We start from the raw sequence: 21964 nt of genomic DNA on the forward strand, positions 1-21964 counted from the left end.
GTGGGGTGGTGGAGCGGGGTGGGGTGGTGGAGCGGGGTGGGCGCGGATGCCGGTGGTCCGTGGGACCCGGCGGTGGGGGGAGGGGCCGTGGGCCGGGCCCCGACCCGACCGTCAGCCCAGCGGGGCCAGTTCCGCCCGGCCGAAGAGGAGGGCGTAGCCCGGGGGCAGCTGGGCCAGGACGCGGCTCACCAGGTCGTCGCCCACCAGCCCGGGCAGCACGCTCAGGACCGAGCTGACGTCCCAGCGGGCGGTGGCCGGGGTCGCGCCCTCGATGCGGAGCGCCACGGAGTCGACGAACTCCGCCGCCGTGAGCTCGCGGGTCGCCGGGATCTGGGACGCGACCACTCTCGCCGCCTCCTCGGGCAGGGCGCGGGCCAGGTCGACGCGTTCGTCGCCGACGACGTGGCCGCCGAGGGCGGACAGGACGACGCGGGTGACGCTCTCCGCCTCCGTCCTGGTCGGATACTGCCCCGACTCCCGCACCGCGTCGATCAACGCGCGCCAGCCGTCGTCCGGGCCGCGGCGGTCAGGGTTTCCGGCCGGGGCCGGGATCACCGCCTGCGGGCTCGCGAGGGCGGGGTTGTCCGGGGTCAGTGTGGTCATGTGCGGCTCCTCTCCTTCTCGGGGGCCTTGGTCGCGCGGCGGGCGGACAGGCGTGGGGCGCGTCCCGCGGACGGGCCGGGGGGGACGGCCGTGTCCGCGGGACGCGTGAGGGGGATGCTGCGGTCAGCCGCCGATCTGCTTGCGGCTGTCGCCGCCGGTGATCTGGATGCGGCGCGGCTTGGCCTGTTCGGCCACCGGGATGCGCAGGGTCAGGACACCGGCCTCGTAGGAGGCGTCGATGCGTTCCGTGTCCAGCGTCTCGCCGAGGAACAACTGGCGGGTGAAGGTGCCGGTGGGACGCTCGGCGACCACCGTCTCCGCGCCCTCCGGGGCGGGTGAACGGCGCTCGGCGCGCACGTTGAGGACGTTGCGTTCGACGTCCAGCTCGATGGTTTCCGGGTCGATGCCGGGGAGGTCGAAGTGGACGATGAAGTCGTCCCCCGACCGGTAGGCGTCCATCGGCATCGCCGAGGGACGGGCGGCGGCGGTGGAGCCGAGGACCTGCTGCGCGAGTCGGTCGAATTCGCGGAACGGGTCGGTACGCATGAGCATCACAGTCCACTCCTCTCTGTGTGTCATCGGTGCGATGCCCTTGGTCTACGTCTTCTTATATAGCTCGGAGGAGGAAACTTGACAAGCCACGACTCAAGTCGACGTCGTGATCGTGTCGCCGGGGCCGTGTCCGTGGCGCCCGGGCTTGGGCGTTAGCCTCGAAGCCGGTGAGACTCGCCCGTCCGGGCGGCGCGCGGCAGGAGGCAGGCAGACATGGCGAAGGTTCCCAGTTCGGTGGTGGCCGCGAGCGGACTCGTCGGCGGGTACGGCGTGGCCCGCTGGACCCGGCAGCGGCCGCTGGGCGGGGTCGTCCTGGCCGCCGCCGGCACCGCGGCGGCGCGGCAGTGGCGGGAGCGGGCCGGCAGCGGGGCGGCGGGGGCGCTGTCGTTGGCGTACGTCGCCGCCTTCGCGGGGTCGCATCCGCTGGCGAAGAAGGTGGGCGCCTGGCCCGCCGTGTTCGGGGTGGCCGGAGCCGTGGCGCTGGCCTCCTGGGCGGTGGCCGACCGGCGCGGCTGAGCCGCAGGGCGTGCGGCGGGCCCGCGCCGTCAGGTGCGGTGCGTGAGGACGTTCACCACGCGGCCGTCCGGGTCGCGGACGAAGAAGCGGCGTACGCCCCACTCCTCGTCCGCCACCTCCCGGACGATCTCCGCGCCGGACGCCCGTACCGCCTCGTACACCGCGTCGACGTCCTCCACCTCCACGCTGAGGTCGGGGACCACCGGTGCCGTGCGTTCCTCGGTGAAGAAGCTGATCTGGGCGGTGGGGTTGGCCGGCGAGGCCAGGGTCACCACCCAGCCCATGTCCATGGCCTCCTGGAAGCCGAGGAGGCCGTAGAAGTCCCGGTGGGCGGTCAGCGCCTCCGGTGAGGCGACCTGGAAGTCCGGCATGATCCTGCGGACGGTCATGGGCTGCGGCTCCTCGTCTCTGCTCGGCCCGCCGGCTGCTCGGGGGGCCCATGGTTCGGAGGGTCCAGGGTGGCCCCTCCGAACCGTTCCCGTCACGCCGTCGCCGGCTTGGAGCCGCCCGCGTCGGGGTCCGCGCCCGCGCGGGTCTTCGCCTTCGCCTTCGAGGCCGCCGCCGTCAGGGGCTTGGCGATGTCCTCCAGGGAGCGGCGTTCCGCGTTCACCGCGAGGAACACGGCCACCAGACCCGCCGCGCACATCAGGGCGGCGCCGATCTGGAAGGCGAGGACCGTGTCGCCGACCTCGCCCGTGCCCGTCAGGTCGGCGAACAGCAAGGGGCCGCTGATGCCGCCTGCGGCGGTGCCGAGGGCGTAGAAGAAGGCGATGGACATCGCGCGGGTCTCCATGGGGAAGACCTCGGAGACCGTCAGGTAGGCGCTGCTCGCGCCCGCCGACGCGAAGAAGAGGACCGCGCACCAGCAGGCCGTCATCGTGACGGCGTCCAGCGCGCCGCGGTCGAACAGCCAGGCCGTGCCGAACAGCAGCAGCCCGGAGAGCAGATAGGTGCCGGAGATCATCACGCGGCGGCCGACCGTGTCGAACAGCTTGCCGAGCAGCAGCGGGCCCATGAAGTTGCCCAGCGCGATGACGGCGAAGTAGTAGCCGGTGCTGCCGGAGGGGACGTCGAAGAACGTGGTCAGGATGGCGCCGAACCCGAAGGTGATGGCGTTGTAGAGGAACGCCTGCCCGATGAAGAGGGAGAAGCCGAGGACCGAGCGCTTGCGGTACTTGGCGAAGACGGTGCGGGCGATCTCCAGGAAGGTGACCCGCTCACGCTGGTGGATGGTCAGCTCGCCCTCCGCGGGGGGCAGCGGCTCGTTCCGCTCGGCCTGGATACGCCGTTCGATGTCGCCGACGATGCGTTCCGCCTCCTCGTCTCGGCCGTGGATCAGCAGCCAGCGCGGGCTCTCGGGGACATGACGGCGCACCAGGAGGATGACCAGGGAGAGGACGGCGCCGAGGGCGAAGGTCAGGCGCCAGCCGACGTTCGCCGGGAAGATCGACGTGTTCAGCGCGAGGATCGACAGCAGCGAGCCGCCGACCGCGCCCAGCCAGAAGCTGCCGTTGATGAGCAGGTCGACGCGGCCCCGGTACTTCGCCGGGATCAGCTCGTCGATCGCGGAGTTGATGGCCGCGTACTCGCCGCCGATGCCGAAGCCGGTGAGGAAGCGGAAGAGGAAGAACCACCAGGTGTCGAAGGCGACGGCGGTCAGGGCGGTGGCGCCCAGGTAGACCGCGAGGGTGATCATGAAGAGTTTTTTGCGCCCCCAGATGTCGGTCAGGCGGCCCCAGAACAGGGCGCCGGCACAGGCGCCGGCGACGTAGAGGGCGGCGGCGATGCCGGTGACCTCGCCGGAGGTGATGGGCAGTCCGCTGCCGGGTTCGGACAGGCGGCTGGCGATGTTGCCGACGACCGTGACCTCCAGGCCGTCGAGGATCCACACGGTGCCCAGGCCGATGACGATCGACCAGTGCCAGCGGGACCACGGAAGGCGGTCCAGGCGGGCTGGAATGCTGGAGGTGATGGTGCGGCCGGACTCGGACTGCGCGGTGCTCATGGGCTCCCTCCCCGACGAAGCGAACCCCCGTCGGTTGCCCCGGGCTGCCGTTTTCACGCCCGGCCGGGCCGTGTCACGCCGGTGCGCTGTGCCGGCTTGCGGTGCGTGGTGATCCCGCGGGTGCGTGGTGGCTGGTCGCGCAGTTCCCCGCGCCACTGAGGGAGATCCGGGCATCGTCGGCCGGCGAGGCCCCCGGTGCGAGGGCCGGGCACGGGGGCTTGCGGTGCGTGGTGATCCCGCGGGTGCGTGGTGGCTGGTCGCGCAGTTCCCCGCGCTCCCTGAGGGAGATGCGGGCGTCGTCGGCCGGGAGGCCCCCGGTGCGAGGGCCGGGCACGGGGGCTTGCGGTGCGTCGTGCTCCCGCGGGTGCGTGGTGGCTGGTCGCGCAGTTCCCCGCGCCCCTGAGGGAGGTGCGGGCATCGTCGGCCGATAAGGGGCCCCCTGAGGGAGATGCGGGCGTCGTCGGCCGGCATGGGGCCCCGTGAGGGGGGTGCGGGCGTCGTCGGCCGGCGAGGGCAGGGGTGCGGGGGTTCGCCTGTGCTATGCGCCCAGTGCGCGTGACACCGTGTAGATCAGCAGGCCCGCCAGGGAGCCGACCACCGTGCCGTTGATGCGGATGAACTGCAGGTCGCGGCCGATGTTGGCCTCGATCTTCTTCGTGGTGTGCTCGGCGTCCCAGCTCGCCACCGTGTCCGTGATCAGGGACGTGATCTCCTTGCGGTAGGTGGTGACCACGTACACCGCGGCGCTCTCCAGCCAGCCGTCGACCTTGCCCTGGAGCTTGGGGTCGAGCGACATGCGGGCGCCGAGCGAGAGCAGCGAGGCCCGCAGACGCAGCCGCAGCTCGCTGCGCTCGTCCTCCGCCGCGGAGACGATCATGGATCGTACGGCGGTCCAGGCGGAGGCGATCAGGTCCTGCACCTCGCCGCGGCCGAGGATCTCGGTCTTGAGCCGCTCGACCCGGGCGCGGGTGTCGGTGTCGGACTGCAGGTCGGAGGCGAAGTCGGTGAGGAAGCGGTCGAGGGCGCCGCGCGCGGGGTGGGAGGGCATGTCGCGCATCTCGGTGACGAAGCGCAGCAGTTCCTTGTAGACGCGCTCGCCGACCTTGCGGTCCACGAAGCGGGGGGTCCAGCCGGGGGCGCCGCCGTGGACGGCGTCCATCACGGTGTCGCTGTGCAGCACCAGCCAGTCGTGCCCACGGGTGACGATGACGTCGACGGCCCGTTTGTGGCCGCCGTCGGCGACGATCCGCTCCAGCATCTTGCCCATGCCGGGCGCGATCTCCTGGGCGTCGGCGCGGCGGGTGATGGCCTCGCCGACCACCGCCTGGACGTCGGAGTCGCGCAGCACGGTCAGCGCGCCGCGCAGGGCGGCCGAGAGCTCCGCGGTCACCCGGTCGGCGTGTTCGGGGACGGCGAGCCAGGCGCCGAGCCGGCTGCCGATGCCGACGGCGCGCAGCCGCTGCCGCACGACAGCCTCGGAGAGGAAGTTCTCACCGACGAACTCGCCGAGGGAGACGCCGAGCTGGTCCTTCTTGGTGGGGATGATCGCGGTGTGCGGGATGGGCAGGCCGAGGGGGTGACGGAAGAGGGCGGTGACGGCGAACCAGTCCGCGAGCGCGCCGACCATGCCCGCCTCGGCCGCGGCGGCGACGTAGCCCGCCCAGGGGCCGGCGCCCTGGTGGGAGGCCCACTTGGCGAGGACGTAGACCAGGGCGACGAACAGCAGCAGACCGGTGGCGGTGAGCTTCATCTGGCGCACTCCGCGCCGCTTCTCCTCGTCCGCCGGGCTGAAGGTGTTCATCGCGCGGTTCGTGAACGCGCCGGTGCGGGCAGGCTGCCCCACGTCGCCCCGGTCTCCGGTCTCAGTCCGTTCCATCCGCTCCACCCGTTCGGTGATCCCTCACACATTGTCCCTTCCTGACCGACTCCTGGAACGGAACAGGAGTTCCCGGCGTCTGTCCTGAGGGGAATTGTCCAGGGGATCACCCAGGGGGTCCCTCCGGTCAGCCTTCCCGGCCCATGGCTCATCATGGGTGTGCCGGATCGGAGCATCGGGCTCCCGTCTTCCGAGGAGAACAGAACAGCATGACCCGTGGTCGTGACGCGCGCGCGGGGACGCCTCCCACCAGGCAGCGCGCCCTGCTCGCCGCGATCGTCGCCGCGATTGTGGCGGTCTCCGCCACCATCTACGCCGGTGTGGCGGCCGACGACGGTACGCGGCACCGCAACACCCTCGCCGGTGGCCGCGGCGCGCAGAACAACCCGGCCGCACCCGCCTCCACCGGGACCTGGGTCGCCTCCTGGGCGACCGCCCCGGTCGGCGGCGAGCCCGGCACCGAGCTGACGGGGCTCGCGGGCCGCTCCGTGCGCAACGTCGTGCACACCAGCGCCGGCGGTACGGGTGCCCGGGTCACGCTGTCCAACCTCTACGGGCAGTCACCGCTGACCATCAGCCACGCCTCGATCGCCGTGTCGGCGGGTCCCGGCACGGCGGCGGCGCTCGCGGGCACCATGCGCCGGCTGACGTTCACCGGCAGCCCGTCGGTCGTCGTCCCGGCGGGCGGGCAGGTGATGAGCGACGTCGTGCGCGTCCGCGTGCCGCACGACGGGGACGTCCTGATCACCACCTACTCCCCCACCGAGTCCGGGCCGGTGACCTATCACCCGCACGCGCGCCAGATCTCGTACGTCGCCGACGGCGAGCACACGCGGGACACGGCCGGGACGGCGTACACCGGGCGGAGCCGGGTCTGGCGGTACGTGACCGCGCTGGACGTGCTGAGCAACGAGTCCGACGGCACGGTCGTCGTCCTCGGTGACTCGCTGACCGACGGGATCACCTCCACGACCGGGGCGAACAACCGCTGGCCGGACGTGCTGTCCGACCGGCTGCGGGCTGCGGTGGCCTCCGGGCGGGACGTGCCGCGGTACAGCGTCGTGAACGAGGGGATCAGCGGGAACCAGGTGCTCGCCGACGGGCTCGGGCGGCCGGCCGAGAACCCCGGCGGGCTGCACCGCTTCGAGCGGGACGTGCTGGGGCGGACGAACGTCCGGGCCGTCGTCGTCGTGCTCGGCATCAACGACATCCTGCGGACGCCGGGGACCGCCGATCCGGAGCGGATCCTGACGGGGCTCGACACGCTCGTGGAGCGGGCGCACGCGCGGGGGCTGAAGGTCGTCGGAGCGACGCTGATGCCCTTCGGGGGGCACCGCGGGTACACGGAGGCGCGGGAGGCGGTGCGGCAGCGGATCAACGCGGAGATCCGGGCGGGGCGTGTCTTCGACGCGGTCGCCGACTTCGACGCGGCGCTGCGGGATCCGTACGACCCGCGGCGGTTCCGTCCGGTGTACGACTCCGGGGACCATCTGCATCCGAGTGACCGGGGGTACACGCGGATGGCGGAGGCGTTCGAGCTCGGCTCGCTGAGGGGCGGGGCTCCGGCGAAGCTGTAGCGGTCGTCCCGCGGCTCCGCCCCGGACCCCGCTCCTCAGACGCCGGAGGGGCCGAGTGGTTCGCTCAGCGGTCGTCGCGGGGGTGGGGTTCGCGTTCCTCCCGCACGGGGTGGAGGTTCAGGTGGTCCTGGAGGGAGCCGTCCAGTTCCCGGCGGCGCTCCTCCTTGCGCTCCAGCTTCTCGCGGCGGCGCTCCTCGCGCAGGAGCTGCTTCTGAGCCCGCGGCAGTTTGCGCTGGACGCCCACACCGCCCCAGAAGGCCACGCCCGTGACGATCACCCTGGGTGCGCCGGGCTCGCCCGGCACGCCCTCCTCGCCGTGGTCGAAGCCGCCCATGATGCCGATGCCGCGCACGACGACCTCCACACCGGGCGGGACGATGATGTCGACCCCGCCCATGATCGCGACAGCGTTGATCACGATCTCGCGGTCGGCGAAACGGGCCTCGCGCAGGTCGATCTCGCCGCCGCCCCAGAAGGCGAAGCAGTTGAAGCGGCGCGGCGCCGTCCAGCGGCCCTTGCGCTGGAAGCCGGACATCACGGCCACGGCCCACGTCGACGTTCCCGCGTCGCCCTCGCCGACGATCCGGCCCGCCCAGTCGCCGCCCGCCTCCGGGTCCTTCGCCAGGGAGACGGCGGGCACGCCCGTCCTGCCCGGGCCCGGCAGATCACGGGTGATCGGCGCCAGCTCCCCGTACGTACGCGCCCTGTACGTCGCGTCCAGCCGCTCCCCGAACTCCTCCATGTCGAGGCGGCCCTCCGCCAGGGCGTCCCGCAGGACGTCGGCGACCCGCTCACGGTCGGCGTCGGAGGCGCGGAGATCCGGTGCGGCAGCGTCGTCGGTCATACCCAGCAGCCTACGAGTTGTCTCCGTCACACGGCTACGAGGACTCCGGGACAGGACTCGCGTCGCGGTCCGGCGGGGGCTCGGGGGTGCCCTCCGTCCCGTGCAGCATCTTCGCGATCACCGCCTCGATGTCCGGCTCCCGCACCGACAGGTCCACCAGCGGATACCGCGCGGCGATCCGCGCCACCAGCCCCGCCGCCGACTCCGACGCCGGGAACGCCAGCCACTGCCGCGGACCCACCACCCGTACCACCCGCGCGGGCGCCGGCGCCTCGATCGGCGGGAGTTCCCGCTCCAGGTCCACCACCAGGGTCCGTTCGCTCTCCCCCACCTCGTGCAGCCCGGCGAGCGCGCCGTCGTACACCAGCCGGCCGTGGTCGATGACCATCACCCGCGAGCACAACTGCTCGATGTCCTGCAGGTCGTGCGTCGTCAGCAGCACCGTCGTGGCCCGCTCGGCGTTCACCTGCCGCAGGAAGTCCCGCACCCTGGTCCTGGAGATCACGTCCAGGCCGATGGTCGGCTCGTCCAGGTACAGCACCTCCGGATCGTGCAGCAGGGCCGCCGCGATGTCCCCGCGCATCCGCTGGCCGAGCGAGAGCTGACGCACCGGCACGTCCAGCAGCTCACCCAGGCCGAGGAGTTCGACCAGCCGGTCCAGGTTCTCGCGGTACCGCGCGTCAGGGATGCGGTACATCCGGTGCATCAGCCGGTAGGAGTCGATCAGCGGCAGGTCCCACCACAGCGTCGTGCGCTGCCCGAACACCACGCCCATGCGGTGCGCGAGCCGTGTCCGCTCCCTCGACGGATCGATGCCCGCCACCCGCAGCCGGCCGGCGCTGGGCGTCAGGATCCCGGTGAGCATCTTGACGGTCGTCGACTTGCCCGCGCCGTTGGGCCCGATGTAGCCGACCATCTCCCCGCGCGCCACCGTGAAGGAGAGCGAGTCCACGGCCCGCACCTGCCGCCGCTCCCGCCTGAGGAAACCGGCCCTCCTGCGCACCTCGAACACCTTCTCGACGCGGTCCAGTTCGATGAACGCCTCCGCCATGACCGTCCTAACTCCCCGTGCTCCGGTACGACCTGAGACCGGCCCGCCACACCGCGCCGGCCGGCACCGCGCACACCAGCGCCACCAGCGGCGTCGCGAAGGCCGCCCCGTCCGGCAGTCCGAGCGGGTAGGGGCGCCCCAGCAGATGGGCCGCCGGCACCCAGTTGACGAAGGCGAGCGGCAGCACGAACGTCACCCCGCGCACCAGGTCCCGTCCGAACACCGACGGCGGGTACTGCAGCAGCGTCGTACCGCCGTAGGTGAACGCGTTCTGCACCTCGGCGGCGTCCTGCGCCAGGAACTGGAAGGCACCGCCCGCCACGAACAGCGAACCGAAGATCACCGCGCCGCAGAGCAGCGTGACCGGCAGCAGCAGCACCTTCGCCACGGTCCAGTCGACGTCGACCGCCACCAGCGCCCAGCCCAGCACGCCGGCCCCCTGGACGGCCCGGCCCAGCCGGCGCAGCGCGAACCGGTCCGCGGCGACCTGGGCGAGCACCGGCGCGGGACGGACCAGCAGCGTGTCGAACGAGCCGTCCCGCACCCGTCCGCCCAGGGAGGCCATGGAGCCGAACGCCAGGTGGGCGATCCCGAACGCCGTCACGGACAGGCCGTACAGCAGCGCCACCTCCGGCAGCGTCCAGCCGCCGAGCGCGTCGACCTGCGAGAACATCAGCAGGATCGCCACGAAGTCCAGCCCCGTCAGCACCAGGTTGCCGCACACCGTGAGGGCGAACGAGGCACGGTAGGTCATCGTGGAGCGGATCCACATCCCGGCGATCAGCCGGTAGGCCCGCACCCCCTCCGCCGCACGCGAGGGCCACCGCACCGCAACCTCAGCCACCCTGCACCACCACCCGCCGCGTCGCCGCCGACTGCACCAGCCGGCCCGCGGCGAGCAGCGCCACCGCCCACGCCGCCTGGAACAGGTACGCCGCCGGCGCGGCGGTCTCCCCCATCAGCACATCCGCCGGCACCTGGAGCTGCGCCGCCCACGGCAGCGCCCGGACGACCTCACCGAGGCCGCCCGGGAAGGCGTTGAGCGGCAGGGTCATGCCCGAACAGAAGACCCCCGTGACCATCACGGCCTGCGCGACGCCCTGGCTGTCCAGCAGCCAGAACACACTCAGCGCGAACAGGTAGCGGATCGCGAAGCTGACGAGCATCGCCAGCAGGAGGGAGACCAGGAACGCCCCCCACACGGCGGCCTCACCCGGCAGCGCCGCCGGGAAGAACAGCGCACCGAAGAGGAACGGGACCACGCCCCGCCCCAGCAGCTGGAACACCGCCCGCCCCATGTCGTGGGCCAGCCACCACCACTGCGGATCGACCGGCCGGTACAGGTCGACCGCGATCTCACCCGTACGGATGCGCTCCATCAGCTCGGACTCGAAGCCGCCCCCCTGGACCGCCAGCATCGCGAGCAGCGCCTGCCCCAGCCACACGTACGTGACGGCCTGCGCCTGGTCGTAGCCCCCGAGACCGGGCCGGGCCTCCCACAGCGCCAGGTACGTGTACACCAGGATCAGCCCGAAGACGGTGTTGGTGAACACCCCGGCCGCGGTGGCCGCACGGTACGTCGCGTACCGCCGGAAGGACCCCGCGGCCACGGCCGGGTACACGCGCCACGCGCCCACGCCCGCCCCCTCCTCCCGCACCCGGCACCGAAGCGCAGGAGCCTAGTGCGCGCGCCGGTCCCCCTGCCACACGATTTCCCACCGTCCGGGGTGGTGTGGGAGCGCCCGAGAGGGCCATGCGTGTGACAGGCCGCATGGGTGCGCGACGCGCGCCGCCACCGCGGAACGCGCCGGCGGATGCGACAGTCTTGAATAAGGCGACAGTCCCGAAGAAGAGGGACGCACCCGGCGTACGGGAACGAACGAGGCGAAACAGGAGTCCGTGCACGACATGAGCGACGAGCCGCAGCCGCAGCAGCCCGACCGGGGCCGGGCACCGCAGGAGCCCGAGGCGGCCGACGCCGCCGAGGGGAAGGCGGGAGGCAGGGCGGAGGGCAGGGGCACGACCCGGCGCACCGGATGGCGCAGGATGATCCCCACCTGGCGGATGGTCGCCGGCGGCTTCCTCGTCACCGCCCTCCTCGTCGTCGGCGGCTTCCTCCTCGGCTACCACCTCGTACAGATCCCCGCCGCCAACGCCCTGGCCACCCAGCAGGCCAACGTCTACCTGTACGCCGACGGCTCCGTCATCGCCCGCGACGGCGAGGTCAACCGGGAGAACGTCACCCTCTCCCAGATCTCGAAGGACGCCCAGCACGCCGTCCTGGCCGCCGAGGACCGCGACTTCTACACCGAGTCCGCCATCGACCCCCAGGCCATGGTCCGCGGCGCCTGGAACACCGTCACCGGCAAGGGCAAGCAGTCCGGCTCCACGATCACCCAGCAGTACGTGAAGAACTACTACCTGCGCCAGGAACAGACCGTCACCCGCAAGGTGAAGGAGTTCTTCATCAGCATCAAGCTCGACCGCGAGCAGAGCAAGGACCAGATCCTCGAGGGCTACCTCAACACCAGCTTCTTCGGCCGCGGCGCCTACGGCATCCAGGCCGCCGCCCACGCCTACTACGACATGGACGCCTCCGAACTCGACGCCGGGCGCGCCGCCTACCTCGCCGCCCTCGTCAACGCGCCCAGCCAGTACGACGTGATCACCCACCCGGAGAACCGCGACACGGTCGAGGACCGCTGGAACTACGTCCTGGACGGCATGGTCGACGAGGGCTGGCTCAGCGAGGGCGAACGCGCCGGCATGACGTTCCCGATGCCCGAGGAGACCACCGTCTCCACCGGCCTGTCCGGCCAGCGCGGCTACGTCGTGAACGTCGTCAAGCAGTACCTGATCTCCCACGACATCGTCGACGAGGCGTCCCTGGACAGCGGCGGCTACCGCATCACCACCACCCTGCAGAAGGACAAGCAGGACGCGTTCGTCGACGCCGTCAACGACCAGCTGATCGACCGGCTCGACCAGGAGAACCGCAAGGTCGACACCTACGTCCGCGCCGGCGGCGCCTCGGTCGACCCGAAGACCGGCGAGGTCGTCGCGATGTACAACGGCATCGACTACGTCAAGCAGTACACCCCCAACGCCACGCGCCGGGACTTCCAGGTCGGCTCCGCCTTCAAGCCGTTCGTGTTCGCCTCGGCCGTCGAGAACAAGTCCCGCACCCAGGACGGCCGCCGCATCACCCCGAACACCCTCTACGACGGCACCAGCGAACGCCCCGTCCAGGGCTGGCCCGGTGCCCGCTACGCCCCCGAGAACGAGGACCACCGCGACTACGGCGACATCACCGTCCGCGAGGCCACCGACAAGTCCGTCAACGCCGTGTACGCGCAGATGGCCGTGGACGTCGGCCCCGACAAGGTGCGGCGGACCGCGATCGACCTGGGCCTGTCCGAGAACACCCCCAGCCTCGACGACGCCGGGCCCTCCATCGCCCTGGGTGTGGCCACCGCCAGCGTCCTCGACATGGCCGAGGCGTACGCCACCCTCGCCAACCACGGCAAGCACGGCGCCTACACGATGGTCGACAAGGTCACCCGCGGCACCGAGACCGTCGATCTGCCCGAGCGCAGCACCCGCCAGGCCGTCAGCCGCCAGGCCGCCGACACCACCACCGCCGTGCTGCGCGGCGTCGTCGAGAACGGCACCGCCACCGCCGCCCAGACCGCGGGCCGCCCCGCCGCCGGCAAGACCGGCACCGCCGAGGAGGACACCGCCGCCTGGTTCGCCGGATACACCCCCGACCTCGCCACCGTCGTCGCCGTCATGGGCCAGGACCCCGTCACCGCCGGCCACAAGTCGCTCTACGGCGCCCTCGGCCTGCCCCGCATCAACGGCGGCGGCGCGCCCGCCGAGATCTGGGGCCAGTACACCCGCGAGGCCCTGAAGGGACAGCCGGTCCAGGCGTTCAGCCTCCGGCTCCAGCCCGGCGCCTGGGAGAGCCAGCCGCCCGTCGACTCCACCGGCCCCTCGTCCTCCGGCGACCCCACCCGCGAGGACGGCCCGACACCGGACGACGAGGACACCGCCAGCCGGACCCCGGACGGCACCGGCGAACCGGCCGAGGAGGAGCCGACGGACGGCCGGGACGAGGACGGCACCACCGGCGGGACCACGGACGGCGACACCGGCGACGGAACGACGGAGGGCGGCACCGCCCCGGGCGGCGACACCGGCGGTGACACCGGCGACGGCGACAGCAACGGCGACGGACCGACCCGCCCCGGCAGCCTCACCGGAACGATCACCCAGAACGCCCGACGGGCCCTGTGAACGCCCTCAGTGCCCCGAGGTCGCCTTCAGGCCCACCACGGCGACCAGCAGCAGGCTGATGAAGAAGATCCGCGCGGCGGTCACCGGCTCACCCAGCACCACCATGCCCAGCACGGCCGCCCCGGCAGCGCCGATCCCGACCCACACGCCGTACGCCGTACCGATCGGCAGCGTGCGGGCGGCGTACGACAGCAGCAGCATGCTCGCGACGATGGCGGCACCGGTGAACACGCTGGGCACCGGACGGGTGAAGCCCTCGGTGTACTTCAGACCGACCGCCCAGCCGACCTCCAGCAGACCGGCGACCACCAGCAGAACCCAGGCCATGACAGGCACCTCCGGGACACGAAAGGAAACGGGGGTGCGTCGTCTTTGCCTTCACCCCGGTACGGCGCGTCTCGTCGGGGCCCATGAGCCCACACGGGTGCTCACAAGACCTCCCACCGTAGCCGAGAACGGGTGATGGGGCCGGTGACCACGGTCACCGGCCCCATCACCCCACGGAACTACAGGTACAGGCCGGTCGAATCCTCGGAACCCTCGAACCGGTCCGCGGCCACGGCGTGCAGATCGCGCTCCCGCATCAGCACATAGGCGGTCCCGCGCACCTCCACCTCCGCCCGGTCCTCCGGATCGAACAGCACCCGGTCACCCGGCTCAACCGTCCGCACGTTCTGCCCCACCGCGACCACCTCGGCCCAGGCCAGCCGACGGCCCACCGCCGCCGTCGCGGGGATCAGGATGCCGCCCCCGGAACGCCGCTCGCCCTCACCGGTCTCCTGCCGCACGAGTACGCGATCGTGCAGCATCCGGATGGGGAGCTTGTCGTCCTGGGAACCCTGCTCGTGTCTCTTGGCGCTCACGTCCTGAAACCTACCTGCCTTCGTCCCGCGCGTACGCGGGAGGGGTCAACGCCTGCGCCGACGCGTCCCCAGGGCCAGCAGCCCCACGACGCCCACGACCAGCAACGCCACCGGCACGACCCGCTCCAGCCGCGGCGATCCCCCCTCGTCCACGAACTGGCCCTTGACGTCGCTCACCGCGCTGTTGACGCGGACGTACGCCCGCCCGAGCGTGTGGTCCACATGGGACACGACCCTGGCCTTCGCGTCCCCCACGACCGTCCTCGGGTGCACCCGCACCCCGATCTCGTCCAGGGTCTCGGCCAGCACCGCACGGCGGCGCTCGATGTCCGCCTCGATCTGCGCCGGGGTCCTGGTGTCCGCCGTGTCCGCCACCGTGTCGCCTCCGAAATCCACTGATACCTGTGCCGGACAGTCTGTCAGCTCCACGCCGCCGCGCACTGTCAGGACCCCCGGTTACCCTCGATCCCGGCACCCGATCCACGCAGTGCGTACGTACGAGGAGACCAGACCGATGAGCGAACGCCTCCAGCCCGGGGACGAGGCCCCCGCCTTCACCCTGCCCGACGCCGACGGCAACGAGGTGTCCCTGGCCGGCCACCGGGGCCGCAAGGTCATCGTCTACTTCTACCCCGCGGCCCTCACCCCCGGCTGCACCAAGCAGGCCTGCGACTTCACCGACAACCTGGAGCTGCTCGCGGGCGCCGGCTACGACGTCATCGGCATCTCCCCCGACAAGCCGGAGAAGCTCGCCAAGTTCCGCGACACCGAGTCGCTGAAGGTCACCCTCCTCGCCGACCCGGACAAGAAGGTCCTCGACGCGTACGGCGCCTACGGCGAGAAGAAGAACTACGGCAGGACGTACATGGGCGTCATCCGCTCCACGGTCGTCGTCGACGAGCAGGGCAAGGTCGAACGCGCCCTCTACAACGTCCGCGCGACGGGCCACGTAGCCAAGATCATCAAGGACCTGGGCATCTGACCCCACCGCACCTTCGGAACGGCCCGCACCGGCACCCCGGTGCGGGCCGTTCCGCTTTTCGTACGTGACCGTCCGATATCCGGTTCGTTACTCCGTGCGAGGCCACGAACGGGTGGCCGAGAACGGAGGGGACCCGATGGGGGCGAGCACGTACACCAAGGAGCGGCTGGAGAAGGCCGCCCGGGGGGCACGGACGCTGACGGAGGCGCTGGAGCGGCTGGGGGTGGATCCGAGGAGCTGGAAACGGCGGTACGTCCTCGACCGGATGAGAAAACTAGGGGTGGACGTCTCCCGCTTCGAGCGCGAGGGAGCGAAGTGGACACGGGAGATCCTTGAGCCTGTGGTTGCGGCATCGACCAGCGCCAACGAGGTTCTCCGTCGACTCGGGCTCGACCCGGTCGGCGGCCACCACACGAACATCTCCCGCCGGATCAAGGCCTACGGCCTCGACACGTCGCACTTCACAGCGCAGGTCCGCACTGAGCGGCAGCGGTACAACCAGCGCCGCCGGGCCGCCGCGGAGATCCTCGTCGAGGACACCTCGGAACACGCCAGGCGAATCCCCGGCAGTCGCTTGAAGAGGGCGATGCGGGAAGCCGGCGTGCAGGAGCGCTGTGCGCTCTGCGACATCGAGCCCGTGTGGCTCGGTGAACCACTGCCGCTCGAGGTGGACCACATCGACGGAAACTGGCGGAACAACCGGCTTGGGAACCTGCGATTGCTCTGCCCGAACTGCCATTCAACGACCGACAGCTATCGAGGCCGGAGTAAGGGGCAACGCTCGTGACAGTCGGCACGCAGTACAGCCGCGAGCGGCTCGCCCGAGCAGCTGCCCGGTGTTCCGACATCGATGACGTCATCACCTTCTTCGGCACCCAGCCCTACCGCGGTCTCCGTCAGTATCTGTACGCGCGCTTCGAGCACTTCGGCATCGACATCTCACATTTCCGGCGCCGACGGCGATGGGCGGTTCCCCAGAGACCTACCGTTGACGAGCTGCGCACGGCCGTCGCGGAAGCCATCTCCATCGCAGGCGCCTTGAAGGCCCTGGGCAGGCCCAGCAACGCCCGGCTACGCACGCTGTTTCATCAATGGGTGGCAGAAGACGGCATCGACACGTCCCACTTTCTCGGGCAGGCGCATCAGCGCGGCAGAACGAGCTCCACAGCCAAGCGTGCCGAGGACATCCTGATTCGGCACGATGGCCGGCGCCGGACGAAAACGACGCTGCTACGCCGCGCGCTTCGCGATGTCGGCGTCCCTCAGAAGTGCGACAGGTGCGGAGTTGCACCGGAGTGGCTCGGCAAGCCGATGACCCTGGAGATCGATCACATCAGCGGGGACTGGGGCGACGACCGGCGCGAGAATCTGCGTCTGCTGTGCCCCAACTGTCACGCGGTCACCGCTACGTGGTGCAGAGGAGGCAGACGAACCCGCCACACGGCCCAGTAGAGTAGGCGTCGCTGCGGGCCCGTACCCCAGCAGGCCAGAGGGCGCCGGTTTAGGTCCGGTGTGTCGTGGGTTCGAGTCCCACCGGGCCCACAGGGAAAGGAGGCTCGGCCCCTTCGCATCGAAGTGGCCGAGCCTCCTTCATGCCCTCAGCCCAGCAGTTCCCGTACCACCGGGACCAGGGCGCGGAAGGCCTTGCCGCGGTGGCTGATGGCGTTCTTCTCGGCGGGTGTCAGTTCCGCGCAGGTGCGGGTGTCGCCCTCCGGCTGGAGGATCGGGTCGTAGCCGAAGCCGTTCGTGCCGGCGGGGGTGTGGCGCAGGGTCCCGTTGAGGCGGCCTTCGACCACACGCTCCGTGCCGTCGGGCAGGGCGAGGGCCGCCGCGCAGGCGAAGTAGGCGCCCCGGTGTTCCTCCGCGATGTCGGAGAGCTGGGCGAGGAGCAGGTCGAGGTTGGCCTTGTCGTCGCCGTGGGTGCCTGCCCAGCGGGCGGAGAAGATGCCGGGGGCGCCGTTGAGGACGTCCACGCAGAGCCCGGAGTCGTCGGCGACAGCGGGCAGGCCGGTGGCCCGGGCCAGGGCGTGGGCCTTGAGGAGGGCGTTCTCCGCGAAGGTGACGCCGGTTTCCCTGACGTCGGGGATGTCGGGGTAGGCGTCGGCGCCGACGAGGTCGTGGGGCAGGCCCGCGTCGGCGAGGATGGAGCGGAGTTCGGTGATCTTCCCGGCGTTGCGGGTGGCGAGGATCAGGCGGGTCATGGGCTCCAGTATCCCGGGCTCGTGGGGCGCCCCTGGTTACGGGGTGCAGACCTTGGTGAGTTCGCCGGCCGCGTCGGTGACGGGGCTGACGTCGGGGGTGGTGTCGCCGTTCTCGATGGAGGTGCGGACGTTCTGGACGGCCTTGTCGAGGTCGTCGACGGCCTTGCCGACGTCGGCGTTGTCGGTCTTGTCGCCGACCTCGCGGAGGTTCTTGTCGATGGAGTCGAGGGATTCCTCGAGCCGGGTGACGTCGTTGCCGGCGTTCTCGACGGCCTGCTGCATGTCGGTGACGCTGTCGGCGACGGCGTCGGCGGTCTGGACGCAGTCCAGTGCCTTGTCGACGGCGTCGCAGCCGGTGGTGAGTCCGGCGGTCAGCGCGACGGCCGCCAGGGTGGCGGCGACGGCTGTGGTGCGGCGTCGGCGGCTCGCGGCCATGGAAGGTTCCCTCCCTCGTCGGGCCGGTGCGGCCCGGGTCGTCGGCCGGGCGCCCGGGGATGAGCCGTGCGCCCGTACTGGTTCAGACGCGCCGGTGGCCGACGCGGTTGCTCCGCGCCGGCCACCGTTTTGGTGTGCCCTTTACCTTTCGGGGGCGGTGTCGAGCGCGGCCCGCTGGGCGGCGGCGAGTTCGGTGCAGCCGGTGACGGCGAGGTCGAGGAGGGCGTTGAGTTCCTCGCGGGCGAAGGGTTCGGCCTCGGCGGTGCCCTGGACCTCGACGAAGCGGCCGTCGCCGGTGCAGACGACGTTCATGTCGGTGTCGGCCTTGACGTCCTCCTCGTAGCGGAGGTCGAGCAGGGGGACTCCGCCGACGATGCCCACGGACACGGCGCTGACGGTGCCGGTCAGGGGCCGGCGGCCGGGCTTGATCAGCTTCTTGCCCTGGGCCCAGGCGACGGCGTCGGCGAGGGCGACGTAGGAGCCGGTGATGGCGGCGGTGCGGGTGCCGCCGTCGGCCTGGAGGACGTCGCAGTCGAGGACGATGGTGTTCTCGCCGAGGGCTTTGTAGTCGATGACGGCGCGCAGGGAGCGGCCGATGAGGCGGCTGATCTCGTGGGTGCGGCCGCCGATGCGGCCGCGGACGGATTCGCGGTCGCCGCGGGTGTTGGTGGCGCGGGGCAGCATCGCGTACTCGGCGGTGACCCAGCCCTCGCCGCTTCCCTTGCGCCAGCGCGGGACGCCTTCGGTGACGGAGGCGGTGCAGAGGACCTTGGTGTCGCCGAAGGAGACGAGGACGGAGCCTTCGGCGTGCTTGCTCCAGCCGCGTTCGATGGTGACCGGGCGGAGTTGTTCGGGGGTGCGGCCGTCGATTCGAGACATGGCGTCGAGCCTAGCCGTACCTGTGGGTAGGGCCCCTTCCGCGGTGGTGGGGAGGGGCCCTGGAGGTGTGGCTCGCGCACGGCTGTCGCCGTGGGTCACATCATGTCTTCGATCTCGGCCGCTATGGGGTCGGCGTCGGTGCCGATGACGACCTGGATGGCGCTGCCCATCTTGACGACGCCGTGGGCGCCGGCGGCCTTGAGTGCGGCTTCGTCGACCTTGGCGGGGTCCACGACTTCGGTGCGGAGGCGGGTGATGCAGCCCTCGATCTCGTCGATGTTGTCGATGCCGCCGAGCCCGGCGACGATCTTCTCAGCCTTGGTGGCCATGTTCGTTCTCCCTGATCCGAACCGCTTTGTCGCAGTAACCCACAGTTGGCCCATCTTTGCGAGCGGTCATGTCGTGGGTGCCGAAGGATGACGTCACGACAGCGGAACCGTCCTGCCCCACTGGTCTACACCAGCGGGCGGACTGCCGCCAAACCCGTCATGCCCGCTCGCCGGCGGAAGGGGTGCGGATGAGCGCCGACAGTCCTGCCGGTGCCGAGCCTACGGCCGGTCCCGCGCGGGAACGATGGAATCGGTTGTTCCAGGGTCTGCAGAAGATGGGGCGCAGCCTGCAGCTGCCGATCGCGGTGCTGCCGGCGGCGGGCATCCTCAACCGGCTCGGGCAGCCGGACGTGTTCGGGGACGACGGTCTGGGCTGGACGAACGTCTCGAAGGTGATGACGGGCGCGGGGGGTGCCCTGCTGGACGGTTCGCTGGGGCTGCCGCTGCTGTTCTGCGTGGGTGTGGCCATCGGGATGGCGAAGAAGGCGGACGGCTCGACGGCGCTGGCGGCGGTGGCGGGGTTCCTTGTCTACTTCAACGTGCTGCGCCAGTTCCCGGAGGACTGCCCGGAGGGGTCGGAGGCGGTGCCGAACGTCGGCTGCCAGTTGACGGACGGGACGGTGACGTCGTACGACTACCAGAATCCGGGGGTGTTCGGCGGCATCGTCGTCGGGCTGACGGCGGCGTACTTCTGGCAGCGGTTCCACCGTACGAAGCTGGTGGACTGGCTGGGTTTCTTCAACGGGCGCCGGCTGGTGCCGATCATCATGGCGTTCGCGGCGATCGTGTTCGCGGCGCTGTGTCTGTGGGTGTGGCCGCCGGTCGGGGCGGCGCTGGAGAGTTTCAGTGACTGGATGAGCGGTCTGGGCGCCTGGGGGGCGGGGGTGTTCGGCGTGGCGAACCGGGCGCTGCTGGTGGTGGGGCTGCACCAGTTCCTGAACGTGCCCATCTGGTTCCAGTTCGGCTCGTACACGAAGCCGGACGGCACGGTGGTGCACGGTGACATCAACATGTTCCTGGCGGGTGACCCGGACGCGGGGCAGTTCCTGTCCGGGTTCTTCCCGGTCATGATGTTCGCGCTGCCGGCGGCGGCGCTGGCGATCACGCACTGCGCGAGGCCGGACCGGCGCAAGGAGGTCGGCGGGCTGATGCTGTCGGTGGCGCTGACGTCGTTCGTCACGGGCATCACGGAACCGATCGAGTACTCGTTCCTGTTCGTCGCGCCGCTGCTGTACGTGGTGCACGCGGTGCTGACGGGTGTGTCGATGGCGGTGACCTGGGGGCTGGGGGTGCGCGACGGGTTCAGCTTCTCGGCGGGCCTGATCGACTACGTCATCAACTGGAATCTGGCGACCCGGCCGTGGGCGATCATCCCGGTCGGGCTGTGCTTCGCGGTGCTGTACTACGTGGTCTTCCGCCTCGCCATCACCAGGTTCGACCTGAAGACGCCGGGGCGGGAGCCGGAGGACGAGGTGGAGGACACGACGAAGGCGTGATCCAGCGGGCCGCGCCCGGCTGCCGGAGCCCTCGGACCGTCGTGGTCCGGGGGCTTTCCGGTGCGCGGCGGACGGTTCCGTTTGACCGCTTCGGGCAGGTACGGTGCGTAGCCCCGCGGTCGCAATTTCACGGGTTCCTTATACGCCCCCGTCGTGCTAGAACAGGTCTACACCACTAGTGGTGTAGACCACCACCGATGGAGGACGTATGAGCACCGCCACCGACTCGGCGGCCCCCGCGAAGAAGCGGGGATCCGGCCTGTTCCAGGGCCTGCAGAAGGTGGGCCGCAGCCTTCAGCTCCCGATCGCCGTGCTGCCGGCGGCGGGCATCCTGCTCCGGCTCGGCCAGCCGGACGTGTTCGGCGCCGACGGCTTCGGCTGGGACAAGGTCGCCGCCGTGTTCGCCACCGCCGGCGGCGCGATCTTCGACAACCTGCCGATGCTGTTCTGCATCGGTGTCGCCATCGGTTTCGCCAAGAAGGCCGACGGCTCCACCGCGCTCGCCGCGCTCGTCGGCTTCCTGGTGTACAGCAACGTCCTGAAGGCCTTCCCGGTCACCGAGGCGAAGGTGCAGGACGGCGCGGACATAGCCGCCACCTACAACAACCCCGGTGTCCTCGGCGGCATCCTCATGGGTCTGCTGGCGGCGGTGCTGTGGCAGCGCTACCACCGCAAGAAGCTGGTGGACTGGCTGGGCTTCTTCAACGGCCGCCGGCTCGTCCCGATCATCATGGCCTTCGTCGGCACCGCGATGGGCGTCTTCTTCGGCCTGGTCTGGGAGCCGATCGGTGAGGGCATCTCGAACGTCGGGGAGTGGATCACCGAGCTGGGCGCCGTCGGCGCCGGTCTGTTCGGCCTGATCAACCGCGCGCTGATCCCGGTCGGCATGCACCAGTTCGTCAACACCGTCTCCTGGTTCCAGATCGGTGACTTCACCAACGCCGCGGGCGAAGTGGTCCACGGCGACCTGAACCGGTTCTTCGCCGGCGACCCGGACGCCGGCCTGTTCATGTCGGGCTTCTTCCCGATCATGATGTTCGGTCTGCCGGCCGCCGCCATCGCCATCGCGCACGCCGCCCGTCCGGAGCGCCGCAAGGCCGTGATGGGCATGATGATCTCCCTCGCGCTGACCTCGTTCGTGACCGGTGTGACCGAGCCGATCGAGTTCTCGTTCATGTTCATCGCCCCGGTGCTGTACGCGATCCACGCGGTGCTCACCGCCCTGTCCATGGCGATCACCTGGGCGCTCGGTGTCCACGCGGGCTTCACGTTCTCCGCGGGCGTCATCGACTACGGGCTCAACTGGAACCTGGCGACCAAGCCATGGCTGATCATCCCGATCGGTCTGGTGTTCGCGGCGGTCTACTACGTGGTCTTCCGCTTCGCCATCACCAAGTTCAACCTGCCGACCCCGGGCCGCGAGCCCGACGAGGAGGTCGAGGACACCACGAAGGTGTGA

24 protein-coding genes, 1 tRNA gene and 1 riboswitch are annotated in these 21964 nt (G+C 71.1%); of the genes, 9 read left to right on the top strand and 16 right to left on the bottom strand.

All coding sequences use genetic code 11. From position 1 onward, the window contains the following. Nucleotides 1-111 precede the first annotated feature (111 nt). Both BU52_RS10800 and BU52_RS10805 read right to left on the bottom strand, forming a co-directional pair. Entirely contained in the window at nucleotides 112-603 is a 492-nt protein-coding gene (locus tag BU52_RS10800) for a DUF2267 domain-containing protein (RefSeq protein ID WP_037931917.1), read from the bottom strand. Between the two features lie 123 nt (nucleotides 604-726). Next, nucleotides 727-1155: an Hsp20/alpha crystallin family protein gene (locus BU52_RS10805; protein WP_200881174.1), complete on the bottom strand. Its 429-nt coding sequence runs from the start codon at nucleotides 1153-1155 to the stop codon at nucleotides 727-729. Nucleotides 1156-1368: 213 nt separating this feature from the next. Between BU52_RS10805 and BU52_RS10810 the strand changes: the two genes are divergently transcribed. Continuing rightward, complete coding sequence (locus tag BU52_RS10810) at nucleotides 1369-1671, top strand: hypothetical protein (protein WP_037931922.1); 303 nt, start codon at nucleotides 1369-1371, stop codon at nucleotides 1669-1671. A gap of 29 nt (nucleotides 1672-1700) precedes the next feature. Here the strand turns inward: BU52_RS10810 and BU52_RS10815 are convergent, their stop codons facing one another. The 3 genes from BU52_RS10815 to BU52_RS10825 all read right to left on the bottom strand — a co-directional run bounded on the left by BU52_RS10815 (nucleotide 1701) and on the right by BU52_RS10825 (nucleotide 5552). Further along, on the bottom strand, nucleotides 1701-2060 hold the full coding sequence (locus BU52_RS10815; protein WP_037931923.1) for a VOC family protein: 360 nt from the start codon (nucleotides 2058-2060) through the stop codon (nucleotides 1701-1703). 92 nt (nucleotides 2061-2152) lie between these two features. Continuing rightward, nucleotides 2153-3676, bottom strand: a complete 1524-nt coding sequence (locus BU52_RS10820; protein ID WP_037931926.1) for an MFS transporter — start codon at nucleotides 3674-3676, stop codon at nucleotides 2153-2155. 538 nt (nucleotides 3677-4214) lie between these two features. Further along, complete coding sequence (locus BU52_RS10825) at nucleotides 4215-5552, bottom strand: DUF445 domain-containing protein (protein ID WP_037932168.1); 1338 nt, start codon at nucleotides 5550-5552, stop codon at nucleotides 4215-4217. A gap of 209 nt (nucleotides 5553-5761) precedes the next feature. Between BU52_RS10825 and BU52_RS10830 the strand changes: the two genes are divergently transcribed. After that, nucleotides 5762-7129, top strand: coding sequence for an SGNH/GDSL hydrolase family protein (locus BU52_RS10830; protein ID WP_037931929.1), 1368 nt, complete (start codon nucleotides 5762-5764; stop codon nucleotides 7127-7129). Nucleotides 7130-7193: 64 nt separating this feature from the next. On the opposite strand, the gene BU52_RS10835 is transcribed toward BU52_RS10830, so the two are convergent. The 4 genes from BU52_RS10835 to BU52_RS10850 form a co-directional block, all read right to left on the bottom strand. After that, a complete protein-coding gene (locus BU52_RS10835; RefSeq protein WP_051858105.1) occupies nucleotides 7194-7973 on the bottom strand; it encodes a DUF1707 SHOCT-like domain-containing protein in 780 nt (259 codons plus the stop codon). Nucleotides 7974-8007: 34 nt separating this feature from the next. After that, entirely contained in the window at nucleotides 8008-9024 is a 1017-nt protein-coding gene (locus tag BU52_RS10840; RefSeq protein ID WP_037931932.1) for an ABC transporter ATP-binding protein, read from the bottom strand. 7 nt (nucleotides 9025-9031) lie between these two features. Further along, nucleotides 9032-9796 carry an ABC transporter permease gene (locus BU52_RS10845; protein WP_107061140.1) on the bottom strand — a complete coding sequence of 255 codons (765 nt, stop codon included), beginning with the start codon at nucleotides 9794-9796 and terminating at the stop codon, nucleotides 9032-9034. A 64-nt stretch (nucleotides 9797-9860) separates the two neighbouring features. Continuing rightward, nucleotides 9861-10661 carry an ABC transporter permease gene (locus BU52_RS10850; protein WP_037931936.1) on the bottom strand — a complete coding sequence of 267 codons (801 nt, stop codon included), beginning with the start codon at nucleotides 10659-10661 and terminating at the stop codon, nucleotides 9861-9863. A 271-nt stretch (nucleotides 10662-10932) separates the two neighbouring features. Here BU52_RS10850 and BU52_RS10855 point away from each other — a divergent pair, with 271 nt between their 5' ends. After that, nucleotides 10933-13320: a transglycosylase domain-containing protein gene (locus BU52_RS10855; RefSeq protein ID WP_037931939.1), complete on the top strand. Its 2388-nt coding sequence runs from the start codon at nucleotides 10933-10935 to the stop codon at nucleotides 13318-13320. Between the two features lie 6 nt (nucleotides 13321-13326). Here the strand turns inward: BU52_RS10855 and sugE are convergent, their stop codons facing one another. The 3 genes from sugE to BU52_RS10870 form a co-directional block, all read right to left on the bottom strand. Beyond that, nucleotides 13327-13647 carry a quaternary ammonium compound efflux SMR transporter SugE gene (sugE, locus tag BU52_RS10860; protein ID WP_037931942.1) on the bottom strand — a complete coding sequence of 107 codons (321 nt, stop codon included), beginning with the start codon at nucleotides 13645-13647 and terminating at the stop codon, nucleotides 13327-13329. A gap of 33 nt (nucleotides 13648-13680) precedes the next feature. Beyond that, a riboswitch (guanidine-III (ykkC-III) riboswitch) is annotated at nucleotides 13681-13749 on the bottom strand. A gap of 77 nt (nucleotides 13750-13826) precedes the next feature. Next, nucleotides 13827-14129 carry a GroES family chaperonin gene (locus BU52_RS10865; protein WP_156698885.1) on the bottom strand — a complete coding sequence of 101 codons (303 nt, stop codon included), beginning with the start codon at nucleotides 14127-14129 and terminating at the stop codon, nucleotides 13827-13829. A gap of 99 nt (nucleotides 14130-14228) precedes the next feature. Beyond that, entirely contained in the window at nucleotides 14229-14558 is a 330-nt protein-coding gene (locus BU52_RS10870; protein ID WP_037932173.1) for a DUF3618 domain-containing protein, read from the bottom strand. A gap of 139 nt (nucleotides 14559-14697) precedes the next feature. Here BU52_RS10870 and bcp point away from each other — a divergent pair, with 139 nt between their 5' ends. From bcp to BU52_RS10890, 4 genes are all read left to right on the top strand, one after another. Beyond that, the gene (gene bcp, locus BU52_RS10875) at nucleotides 14698-15165 is read left to right on the top strand and encodes a thioredoxin-dependent thiol peroxidase (protein ID WP_037931947.1); all 468 of its coding nucleotides are present in this window, start codon (nucleotides 14698-14700) and stop codon (nucleotides 15163-15165) included. Between the two features lie 136 nt (nucleotides 15166-15301). Then, entirely contained in the window at nucleotides 15302-15952 is a 651-nt protein-coding gene (locus BU52_RS10880) for an HNH endonuclease signature motif containing protein (RefSeq protein ID WP_037931949.1), read from the top strand. Then, the gene (locus tag BU52_RS10885) at nucleotides 15949-16617 is read left to right on the top strand and encodes an HNH endonuclease (protein WP_037931951.1); all 669 of its coding nucleotides are present in this window, start codon (nucleotides 15949-15951) and stop codon (nucleotides 16615-16617) included. The genes BU52_RS10880 and BU52_RS10885 overlap by 4 nt, the downstream gene beginning before the upstream one ends. Before the next feature lie 15 nt (nucleotides 16618-16632). Beyond that, a tRNA-Leu gene (locus BU52_RS10890) sits at nucleotides 16633-16707 on the top strand. Between the two features lie 56 nt (nucleotides 16708-16763). Here the strand turns inward: BU52_RS10890 and rdgB are convergent. The 4 genes from rdgB to BU52_RS10910 all read right to left on the bottom strand — a co-directional run bounded on the left by rdgB (nucleotide 16764) and on the right by BU52_RS10910 (nucleotide 19009). Then, complete coding sequence (gene rdgB / locus BU52_RS10895) at nucleotides 16764-17366, bottom strand: RdgB/HAM1 family non-canonical purine NTP pyrophosphatase (RefSeq protein WP_037931952.1); 603 nt, start codon at nucleotides 17364-17366, stop codon at nucleotides 16764-16766. Between the two features lie 36 nt (nucleotides 17367-17402). After that, nucleotides 17403-17801, bottom strand: coding sequence for a hypothetical protein (locus BU52_RS10900; protein ID WP_037931954.1), 399 nt, complete (start codon nucleotides 17799-17801; stop codon nucleotides 17403-17405). Nucleotides 17802-17942: 141 nt separating this feature from the next. Next, nucleotides 17943-18680: a ribonuclease PH gene (rph, locus tag BU52_RS10905; protein WP_037931956.1), complete on the bottom strand. Its 738-nt coding sequence runs from the start codon at nucleotides 18678-18680 to the stop codon at nucleotides 17943-17945. Nucleotides 18681-18775: 95 nt separating this feature from the next. Beyond that, nucleotides 18776-19009 carry a glucose PTS transporter subunit EIIB gene (locus BU52_RS10910; protein ID WP_037931958.1) on the bottom strand — a complete coding sequence of 78 codons (234 nt, stop codon included), beginning with the start codon at nucleotides 19007-19009 and terminating at the stop codon, nucleotides 18776-18778. 188 nt (nucleotides 19010-19197) lie between these two features. On the opposite strand from BU52_RS10910, the gene BU52_RS10915 reads away from it, so the two are divergent. Continuing rightward, nucleotides 19198-20505: a PTS transporter subunit EIIC gene (locus BU52_RS10915; protein WP_037931961.1), complete on the top strand. Its 1308-nt coding sequence runs from the start codon at nucleotides 19198-19200 to the stop codon at nucleotides 20503-20505. Between the two features lie 208 nt (nucleotides 20506-20713). Next, nucleotides 20714-21964 carry a PTS transporter subunit EIIC gene (locus BU52_RS10920; protein ID WP_037931964.1) on the top strand — a complete coding sequence of 417 codons (1251 nt, stop codon included), beginning with the start codon at nucleotides 20714-20716 and terminating at the stop codon, nucleotides 21962-21964.

Origin of the sequence: Streptomyces toyocaensis, from assembly GCF_000725125.1 — a bacterium.
Taxonomy (GTDB): Bacteria; Actinomycetota; Actinomycetes; order Streptomycetales; family Streptomycetaceae; genus Streptomyces; species Streptomyces toyocaensis.